3 protein-coding genes are annotated in these 3,827 nt (G+C 48.1%); all 3 read left to right on the forward strand.

Going from position 1 to position 3,827, the window contains the following annotated elements; translation table 11 throughout:
- Window positions 1-116 precede the first annotated feature (116 nt).
- Window positions 117-1,685, forward strand: coding sequence for an inorganic phosphate transporter (locus VIM91_RS07975; protein WP_331864293.1), 1,569 nt, complete (start codon window positions 117-119; stop codon window positions 1,683-1,685).
- A 141-nt stretch (window positions 1,686-1,826) separates the two neighbouring features.
- Entirely contained in the window at window positions 1,827-2,867 is a 1,041-nt protein-coding gene (locus VIM91_RS07980; protein ID WP_331864294.1) for a hydroxymethylglutaryl-CoA reductase, read from the forward strand.
- A gap of 4 nt (window positions 2,868-2,871) precedes the next feature.
- Window positions 2,872-3,827: type 2 isopentenyl-diphosphate Delta-isomerase (gene fni / locus VIM91_RS07985; RefSeq protein ID WP_331864295.1), on the forward strand; the 956-nt coding region annotated here is incomplete at its 3' end.

Consider the following 3,827-nt stretch of genomic DNA (forward strand, 5'->3'; position numbering starts at 1 on the left):
CGCCATCAAGCAGTTTTATGACAGCTTTATAAAAGAAATGTTACAATCCGCGCAAATCGATCCATATAATTTTATCTAATTTGTTGTAATTTGATGATAAACAGGAAGCCAAAAGCATGGAACTGAAAAACATTCAAACCATAGAAGAAGCCAGTAAACGTAGTCGAAGCGAGTTATTCCGATTTGGATTCGCGTTGTTATTTATAGTCGGCGTCATCCTGTTTACCTACGTCAATTACGGCCACATTAGCATTACCTTAGTTATCGCCGCGATGATCGGTGGTTACATGGCCATGAACATCGGCGCAAACGATGTCGCCAACAACGTTGGCCCCGCGGTGGGTTCGAAAGCCATGACCTTAACCACCGCGATTGCCATAGCAGCCGTATTTGAAGCCGCTGGTGCAATTATCGCCGGTGGCAGCGTCGTTACGACCATTAAGGGCGGCATTATTAGCCCCGATGACATTGCCGATGCGCAAACCTTTGTATGGCTTATGATGGCGGCCTTATTAGCCGCGGCCTTATGGTTAAACCTAGCCACCGCTTTAGGCGCCCCCGTTTCGACCACCCACTCGATTATTGGTGGCGTATTAGGCGGTGGTATTGCGGCCGCAGGTTGGGCGATTGTAAACTGGGATACAGTTGGACAAATTGTGGCCAGCTGGGTGGTTTCGCCAGTACTGGGTGGTACGATTGCCGCCATTTTACTTTATGTCATCAAACGCACTATCACCTACAAGTCAGACATGATGGATGCCTCCCGCCGCATGGTTCCTTGGCTTTTAGCTCTAATGGGCTGGGCTTTTGGTACTTACTTAATGATGAAAGGCCTGAAAAAAGTCATGCCGGTAAGCTTTATGGGTGCGGTTGGCGTCGGTGTTGTGGTGGCATTAATCGTATACTTTATTACTCGACCAATCGTTGATCGTGCTTCCAAAGTGAATGCCAATAGCAAAGATGGCGTAAACAAAATGTTTACCATTCCGCTTATCTTTGCAGCCGCTTTATTAAGCTTCGCACACGGTTCAAACGATGTCGCCAATGCCGTTGGGCCTTTAGCCGCAATTAACGATGCGCTTGTGGGTTCAGAAATCCATGGTAAAGCGGCCATTCCTCTTTGGATCATGTTGGTTGGTGCCTTGGGTATTGCGATTGGTTTGGCACTTTATGGGCCTAAATTAATTCGCACCGTCGGTACCGAAATTACCGATATCGACCAAATGCGTGCTTATAGTATTGCAATGGCGGCGGCTTTAACCGTTATCTTGGCTTCGCAGTTGGGATTACCCGTGAGCACCACGCACGTTACGATTGGCGCCATTTTTGGGGTCGGCTTCTTACGTGAATACCTAAAAGCCAACTATAAACGTATGATCCAGAAAATCGAAGACCACCACAAAGGCAAAGATCGCGCGATTGTGGAAGCCTTTATCCGTCGTTTTGATAAAGCCTCTTTGGCTGAAAAGGGTCGTATGTTACAAGACTTGAAAAACGACGCCTTGGATAACAATGCTCACCTAACCAAAAAAGAACGTAAAGGTCTTAAGAAGGTTTATCGTGAAGAATTGGTTAAACGCTCGATCATGCTAAAAGTGATCGCGGCTTGGGTGATCACCGTACCGGCTACCGCCTTGCTCGCAGCAGGCGTGTTCTTCACAATTCAATTAGTTATGACACCATAAAGTCTCAACCACCAGGCCTGGTGCTCATACCAGGCCTGGTGGTTTCACACCTCTTCACTCCCTCATAAACTCCGTTTTGTAATGTCTGCTTTCTCAGCGGGTTTTTATGTATTTTCACGTTTCTCGTTTATAATGGCGCGCATGACTAATCAGACCTCTCAATTTGCCCAGATTCCGATGCAATCGGTTGGCCCATTTAAGCTAATCGGTGATGTGACTGTGGATGACTTAATGGTGCCAATGGCTACCTATGAAACCCCTTTATGGCCTTCTGTGGCACGCGGCGCACGCACCACCGCGCATGCCGGTGGTATTCGCGTTACGTTAGTGGATGAACGCATGACGCGCTCGATATTGTTACAAGCGCCTCACGCGGGTGAAGCTTTACGTTGTTTACAAGCTTTAAAAGCGCGCCAAGATGAGATGCAAACTCAAGTCAGCCAATCCAGTCGATTCGCCAAACTGATTGATATTCACAGCCAAATTATTGGTAACTTGATTTATTTACGCTTGGAATTCACCACCGGCGATGCGTCTGGCCACAATATGGCAACGCAAGCCGCCGACACCTTAATTCCGTGGATTTTGGCGGAATACAGCCAATTGGAATATGTTTCTATTTCCGCCAACTATTGCACTGATAAAAAAGTGTCGGCGGTGAACGGCATTTTGGGGCGTGGCAAAAACGTGGTGTGCGAAACCACGATTCCGGCCAAACTATGCAGCCGATTTTTAAAAACTACCCCGCAAGCCTTGGTTGATTTACATATTAAGAAAGACTTAATCGGCTCGATTGTATCCGGTGGTTTACGCACGGCGAACGCCCATGTCGCCAACATGTTATTGGGCTTTTATTTGGCTACCGGTCAAGATGCGGCTAATATTGTCGAAGGCTCACAAGCTATTAATCATGCCGAAGTCACACCGGAAGGCGACTTGTATTTTTCCACCACCCTGCCCAACTTAATTGTCGGCACGGTAGGTAATGGCAAAGGGCTCGACTTTGTGCAGACCAACTTAGAGCAACTTGGCTGTACCGATGCACAAGCCCAACCAGGGGACAATGCTCGACGCTTAGCTTGTATTGCCGGCGCAACGGCTTTATGTGGCGAACTCTCCTTATTAGCAGCCCAAACCAACCCTGGCGAACTCATGGCTGCTCACTTAAAACTGGAACGTTAGTCTCGTGACCGAGCCGCATAACATTACCCAGCGCAAACAAGATCACATCGATCACCTGCTACAGGATCGAGAAATTGAGCGCGCCCAGTCCGGTTTTGATGCGATTCAACTAAACCATCGTGCTTTACCCGAACTCGACTTTAATCAACTCGATTCTTCCACCCAACTTCTGGGAAAAACGTTAAGTTTTCCGTTACTGATTTCATCTATGACCGGCGGTGGCGCGGATAACCTCGTCAATATCAATCGACATTTAGCTCAAGCCGCTGAAGCCCAACAAGTGGCTTTAGCCGTCGGCTCGCAACGTGCGATGATTCAAGACTCAAATGCACGTAAAAGTTTTGATCTGCGCCAATATGCGCCCAGTATTCCAATATTGGCCAATTTGGGAGCCGTGCAGCTCAACACGGGTTTTGGAGTGGATGAAGCTCGCGCTGCGGTAGATATTTTGCAAGCCGACGCCTTGATTCTGCACCTTAATCCGCTGCAAGAGCTGATTCAACCTGAGGGTGATCGAAACTTTTCTGGCCTCGCAGACAAAATTCACCAACTTGCACAAAAACTAACGGTACCGATTGTATTAAAAGAAGTGGGTTGTGGTTTATCACCCGCCGACATTAAACTGGGCTTAGATGCTGGTATCGAGTATTTTGATTTAGCTGGGCGTGGCGGTACATCTTGGAGCCGAATTGAGGCTCATCGCGCCCAATCTGATCTAGGCGTGTTATTTCAAGACTGGGGAATCACCACGCCCCAAGCCCTGCAACTGGCGCGTCCTTACCAAGGCCAAGCCAAGTTCTTTGCCAGCGGTGGCATTCGTAATGGTATTGACATGGTTAAATCGGTTATAATGGGCGGCTGTGTTTGCGGTTTAGCCGCCCCCTTTCTCACCCCTGCGATTGAGTCAACGCAAGCGGTCGAGCAAAAGATACAACAGCTAAAACAAGAGTTTCAGGTTGC

Origin of the sequence: Thiomicrospira sp. (assembly GCF_036568485.1) — a bacterium.
Classification (GTDB): domain Bacteria; phylum Pseudomonadota; class Gammaproteobacteria; order Thiomicrospirales; family Thiomicrospiraceae; genus Thiomicrospira.